Raw genomic sequence first — 5,527 nt, 5'->3', positions numbered from 1 at the left:
TCACCGTGCTGGTGATCATCAGCATCAGCACCATGAACGGCTGCGCCTGCCACAGTGGCGTCAGCCGGTACACGATCAGCAGCGCGAGCAAGGCCAGGCCGGTGGCAATCGCCAGGTAGCGCGAGCCGTAGCGCATGCCGTTGCCCAGGTTGACCCACACCATCACCGCATACAGTGGCAATGCCGGTTCGCCGCCCACCACCAGCCCGAACGAGGTGCCGGTGTAGTCATGGATCATGCCGAATATCCGCCGCGCCGGGTAATGCCCTGGCCAGCGCGCGATCACCTGGCGCAACGCGATGGAGACCAGCAGGAACGCGACGATATACAGGATCACCGGCAAGTAGGTGTCGACCGACTGGCCCGGCAAAAAGCCCAGCGCGCCGATGTAGACAATGGCGATGGCGGCCACCACGATGCGCAGGTTGGCCTGGTCGAGTTCGGAATTGGTCTCATGACTCATGGGGGACGTCCTTGTGCGGCATTCGGTCTATCCTTTGCGCGCCAGAGGCGTCCCTGTGGCGCGGTGCTAAAGTAGCATGCCAATGCACACCCATGCCCCAGGAAGGAGCACGCCATGACCGGCCGAATCATCATAGCCGACGACCACCCAATGTTTCGCGAAGGCATGTTGCGCACCGTACAGCGCCTGTTGCCCGAGGCCGTGGTGCAAGAGGCCGGCGACCTCGATGCGGTGCAGGCGCTGATCCACGCGTGTGGCGACATCGACATGCTGATCCTCGACCTGCGCTTCCCGGGCCTTACCTGCATGAGCCAACTGGCCGACCTGCGCCAGCAACTGCGGCGCACCACCTTGATCGTGGTGTCGATGGTCGATGACCCGGCGCTGATCGATCAGGTCATGGCCCTGGGCGCCGATGGCTTTATCGGCAAGAACATCAGCCCCGATGAAATCGGCCAGGCCCTGTTGGCGATCCGCGAAGGCGAAGTGCTGGTCAAATTTTCTCCCTCCGGCCTGCTGCCGCTGGGCACCCACACCCTCACCGCGCGCCAGCAGGAAGTGCTGCGCCTGATCGCCCAAGGCAAGACCAACAAGGAAATCGCCAAGGCCCTGGCGATCTCGCCGTTCACCGTGCGCATCCATGTGTCGTCGCTGCTGCGCAGTTTGAAAGTGCCCTCGCGCGCCGCGGCGGCGGTCAAGTATTCCGGGGAGTTCTAGGCGTTTTCATGGCCTGGGCGATGCCCTGGCGGCGGTAGTCCGGCATTACCAGCAGATGGTGCAGGTAACCGTGCCGGCCATGCACCCATGAATACACGACCGGCTGACCGCTTCGGCTATCGCAGCGCAAACCAGGTGGTTTTCAGCTGCGTGTACTTGTCGAATGAGTGCAGCGACAGGTCACGCCCGAACCCGGACTGCTTGCCACCCCCGAACGGCACCGCGACATCCAGGGCGTCGACGGTGTTGACCGACACCGTGCCGACATTCAACGCTCGCGCCACCCGATGCGCGCGATTGAGGCCATCACTCCAGACCGAGGCCGCCAGCCCGTAGACGCTGTCATTGGCTTGCTGTATCGCTTGCTCCTCAGTGTCAAAGGCGCTGATCGCCAACACCGGGCCAAACACTTCATCGCGCGAGAGCTGCATGTCGCCGGTCACCTCAGCAAAAATCGTCGGCTGGATGAAGTTGGAGGAGCCATTCATGCTCACTTGCTCGCCACCCGCCAGCAGCTTGGCGCCCTCGCCCTGGGCCTGATTGATCGCCCTCATGATGCGGGCGGTTTGCTCACTGTCGACAATGGCACCGGCAGCGCTGCCAGGGTCCAGCGGATCACCCGGCATCCAGGCACGCGCCTTGGCAATCACACGCTCGACAAATTCATCATGGATGGAGCGTTGCACATACAGCCGCGAGTTGGCCGAGCACACTTCGCCCTGGTTGAAAAAAATCCCGAAGGCCGCTTTCTCGGCCGCCAGGTCCAGGTCCTGGCAGTCGTCAAACACCAGGTTCGCGCTCTTGCCGCCACACTCCAGCCACACCTGCTTCAAGTTGGACTGCGCCGAGTACTGCATAAAATACTTGCCGACCTGAGTAGAGCCGGTGAACACCAGGCAATCCACGTCAGGGTGCAGCCCCAGCGCCTTGCCGGCACTTTCGCCGAGGCCCGGCACCACATTCAAAACCCCTTCCGGGATACCCGCTTCCAGGGCCAGTTGGGCCAGGCGCAGGGCCGAAAAGGGTGACTGCTCGGCGGGTTTGAGCACCACGCTGTTACCCGCCGCCAACGCCGGTGCGAGCTTCCAGGCCGCCATGTCGAGTGGGAAATTCCACGGCACCACCGCCGCAACGACGCCCAATGCTTCACGGGTGATGGTCGCCAGTGCGTTGTGCGCGGTGGGCGCGACTTGATCGTAAAGCTTGTCCAGCGCCTCGCCGTACCAGGCAAATACATTCGCGGCGCCGGGCACATCAATGTTGTAGGCGTCCATCACCGGCTTGCCCATGTTCAGCGAATCCAGGAGGGCCAGCTCTTCGCGATGGGTCATCAGCAACTCGGAGAGCCTGATCAGGATTTTCTTGCGCTCAACCGGCGACATACGCCGCCAAGGGCCGGTGTCGAAGGCCTGTCGGGCACTGCGCACGGCCAGGTCTACTTCTGCGTCACCACAGGCGGCCACACGCGCCAGCAGCTGGTGGGTGGCAGGGTTGATTGCATCAAAAGTCGCCCCGCTGGCTGCGCTCACGGGCCGACCACCGATCAAGGCGGTGTCGATAAAGGTCTGGCGGGCAACGCGTTGTTGCCAGTAATGAAGGTCGAACACGGTGTACTCCCAATGAAGGTCGATGGACAGGCGAAGGTTTTATTCCGCGATCTGCAGTTCAGGCATCTTCACGCGCAAGCCGCGCGTGATCCCCAGCAAACAAATAAGGCCAACCCCCATCCAGCACAGGCCGATGGTGAAGGACAGGCTCGACAGGCTGGTCCACAGCCAGACCGTGCTGAGGAACCCCAGCGCCGGCAGCGCGGCGTACAGCAGGTAATTACGGGTGCCGCGTAACTGCTGGTCGACCACGTAATGCTTGATCACCGCCAGGTTCACCGCCGAGAACGCGAACAGCGCGCCGAAGCTGATCATGTTGGCCACTGTGTCCAGGGTGATAAACAGCGCAATCAACGAGAACAGACTGACCAGCACAATCGCGGTGGCCGGCACGCGTTTTGTCGTCACCAGCTTGCCGAGCACGCGAGGCAGCGCGCCGTCGCGGCCCATGGCAAACAACACCCGCGACACACTGGCCTGGGAGACCATCGCCGAGGCGAAACAGCCGGCCACATAAGTGGCGGTAAACGCCGTCACCAGCACCTCGCCACCGACCCGGCGCATTACATCCACCGAGGCCGAATCCGGGTCGGCGAAGGTGTTCCATTCCGGGAAGACCATTTGCGCGAAATACGACACCAGCAAAAACAGCAAGCCACCAAACAGCGACACCACCATGATCGCCAGTGGAATGGTGCGACGCGGGTTGGGGGTTTCCTCGGCCATGGTCGACACCGCATCGAAGCCCAGGAACGACAAGCACAGCACCGCCGCACCGGCCATGATCAAGGGTGCGCTGAAGCCTTCATGATGGAATGGCGCCAGCAGCGAAACGGGCGCCGGCTGACCGCTGAGGTTGTGCACCGACAGCGCCACGAACACCACGATGAACACCAACTGGGCCACGATCAGGATCCAGTTGACCCGCGTGATGGACTCGATACCGACCAGGTTCAGCGTGGTTACCAGCGCAATCGAGCCGAGCACCCACACGGCGGTCGGTACAGCGGGGAAGTACTCGGACATGTAGATGCCGATCAGCAGGTAACTGAGCAGCGGCAAAAAGATGTAGTCGAGCAGCAAGGTCCAGCCGGCGATAAAACCGAAGTACGCACCAAACGCCTTGCGCGTATAGGAGTAAACCGAGCCGGAAAACGGATGCGCCTGGACCATGCGACCATAGCTGTAGGCGGTCAGTAGCATGGCCGCCAGAGTCAGCATATAGGCGGTCGGCAAGTGCCCCTTGGTCATCTGCGTGACCAGCCCGTAGGTGGTAAAGACCGCCAGCGGCACCATGTAGGCCAGGCCGAACAGCACCAGCCCGACCAGCCCCAGCGGCTGGCGAAAGCGCCGCGTTGAAGCGGCTTTGGTTGAGGTGTGATGGGAGGGAGTTTCGGCCACGCTTGTTATTGTATTCATGGGTGACTCCTGGAAAGAGGGATGCGGGCCATCGCGGCAGTCGATAACCTCGCTGCCGTTCAAGCCGTGTCTGATGGAGATTGCCCGCCACCCCGCGCCTGAGGGTGGTGGGCAGGTCACTTCAGAGTTTTCCCGCGATCCGTGCGGTGCGGTCTACCGCAATGCGGGTCTTGTCGACCAGCTCATCCAGCTCTGCGCGCGTGGCCACCAGGGCCGGCGCCATGATCATGCGGCCCAGGGTTGAGCGGATGATCACGCCCTCTTCAAAGCCAAAGGTGCGGCACTGCCAGGCCAGGTCGTTTTCGTTGACAAAGCGTTTGCGCGTGGTCTTGTCTTCGACGAACTGCAACGCCCCGAGCAGGCCCGTGCCCTGGATCTCGCCGACCATTGGGTGGTTGCCGAACACGTCGTGCAGCAGTTGCTGCAAGTACGGCCCGGTGTCGTCTTTCACCTGACGCACGATGCCTTCATCGCGCAGCGCCTTGAGGTTGGCCAGCGCCACCGCCGCCGCCACCGGGTGACCGGAATAGGTCAGCCCGTGGGCGAACACACCGCCCTGCTCCACCAGCGCCTCGGCGATACGCTTGCTCAGCACCAGGCCGCCCATCGGCAGGTAGCCCGAGGTCAGGCCCTTGGCGATCGACAAGGTGTCGGGCTCGAAGCCGAAGTGCTGATGGGCGAACCATTCACCGGTACGACCAAACCCACCAATCACCTCATCGGCGCACAGCAGCACATCGTATTGGCGGCAAATGCGCTGGATTTCAGGCCAGTAGCTTTCTGGTGGGAAGATCATGCCGCCCGCACCCTGGAACGGCTCGGCGATAAAACCGGCGACATTTTCGGCGCCCAACTCCAGAATCTTTTCTTCCAGTTGCAGCGCACAACGACGACCAAATTCGGCCGGTGTCAGCTCGCCGCCATGGGCAAACCAATACGGCTCGTCGATGTGCGCGACGTCGGGAATCATGCCGCCCATGTCGTGCATGAACTTCATGCCGCCCAACGCAGAGGCCGCAAGCGTTGACCCGTGATAGCCGTTCCAGCGGCCGATCATGATTTTCTTCTGCGGCTGGCCTACCACTTGCCAGTAACGGCGCACGGTACGGATCAACACCTCATTGGCCTCGGAGCCGGAGTTGGTGTAGATCACATGGCTGTAGTGCCCCGGCAACAGGCTGAAGAGCAGCTCCGACAGCTCGATCACCGCCGGGTGGGTGGTGTGAAAGAACATGTTGTAGTACGCCAGCTGGTCCATCTGCGCGGCGGCGGCGGCAGTCAGGTCGCGGCGGCCATAACCGAGCTGGGTACACCACAGGCC

The 5,527-nt window shown here is 62.4% G+C and carries 5 protein-coding genes and 1 pseudogene; 1 reads left to right on the top strand and 5 read right to left on the bottom strand.

Annotated features, from left to right (window positions below):
- Positions 1-463 (bottom strand): annotated as a pseudogene (locus FEM54_RS22925) (hybrid sensor histidine kinase/response regulator); the annotation flags it as partial.
- Positions 464-577: 114 nt separating this feature from the next.
- Here FEM54_RS22925 and FEM54_RS22920 point away from each other — a divergent pair.
- On the top strand, positions 578-1,180 hold the full coding sequence (locus FEM54_RS22920; RefSeq protein ID WP_099548714.1) for a LuxR C-terminal-related transcriptional regulator: 603 nt from the start codon (positions 578-580) through the stop codon (positions 1,178-1,180).
- Here the strand turns inward: FEM54_RS22920 and FEM54_RS22915 are convergent.
- From FEM54_RS22915 to FEM54_RS22900, 4 genes are all read right to left on the bottom strand, one after another.
- The gene (locus FEM54_RS22915) at positions 1,158-1,265 is read right to left on the bottom strand and encodes a GNAT family N-acetyltransferase (protein WP_236462679.1); all 108 of its coding nucleotides are present in this window, start codon (positions 1,263-1,265) and stop codon (positions 1,158-1,160) included. The genes FEM54_RS22920 and FEM54_RS22915 overlap by 23 nt on opposite strands.
- A 31-nt stretch (positions 1,266-1,296) precedes the next feature.
- Positions 1,297-2,787 (bottom strand): aldehyde dehydrogenase, encoded by a 1,491-nt coding sequence (locus FEM54_RS22910; protein ID WP_138453200.1) that lies wholly within the window; start codon positions 2,785-2,787, stop codon positions 1,297-1,299.
- A gap of 39 nt (positions 2,788-2,826) precedes the next feature.
- Complete coding sequence (locus FEM54_RS22905; protein WP_138453198.1) at positions 2,827-4,206, bottom strand: APC family permease; 1,380 nt, start codon at positions 4,204-4,206, stop codon at positions 2,827-2,829.
- A 121-nt stretch (positions 4,207-4,327) separates the two neighbouring features.
- Positions 4,328-5,527 (bottom strand): aspartate aminotransferase family protein (locus tag FEM54_RS22900; protein ID WP_138453196.1); only part of this gene is annotated, 1,200 nt, incomplete at its 5' end.

It is taken from the genome of Pseudomonas edaphica (assembly GCF_005863185.1).
In the GTDB taxonomy this organism is placed as follows: domain Bacteria; phylum Pseudomonadota; class Gammaproteobacteria; order Pseudomonadales; family Pseudomonadaceae; genus Aquipseudomonas; species Aquipseudomonas edaphica.
The sequence above is the reverse complement of the archived record's forward strand: the minus strand, read 5'-3'. Positions and strand labels throughout refer to the sequence as shown.

What these genes read in the sequence shown, in the direction of transcription:
- FEM54_RS22920 (WP_099548714.1), top strand. Translation starts at nt 578, where the DNA reads ATGACCGGCCGAATCATCATAGCCGACGACCACCCAATGTTTCGCGAA.
- FEM54_RS22905 (WP_138453198.1), bottom strand. Translation starts at nt 4,206, where the DNA reads ATGAATACAATAACAAGCGTGGCCGAAACTCCCTCCCATCACACCTCA.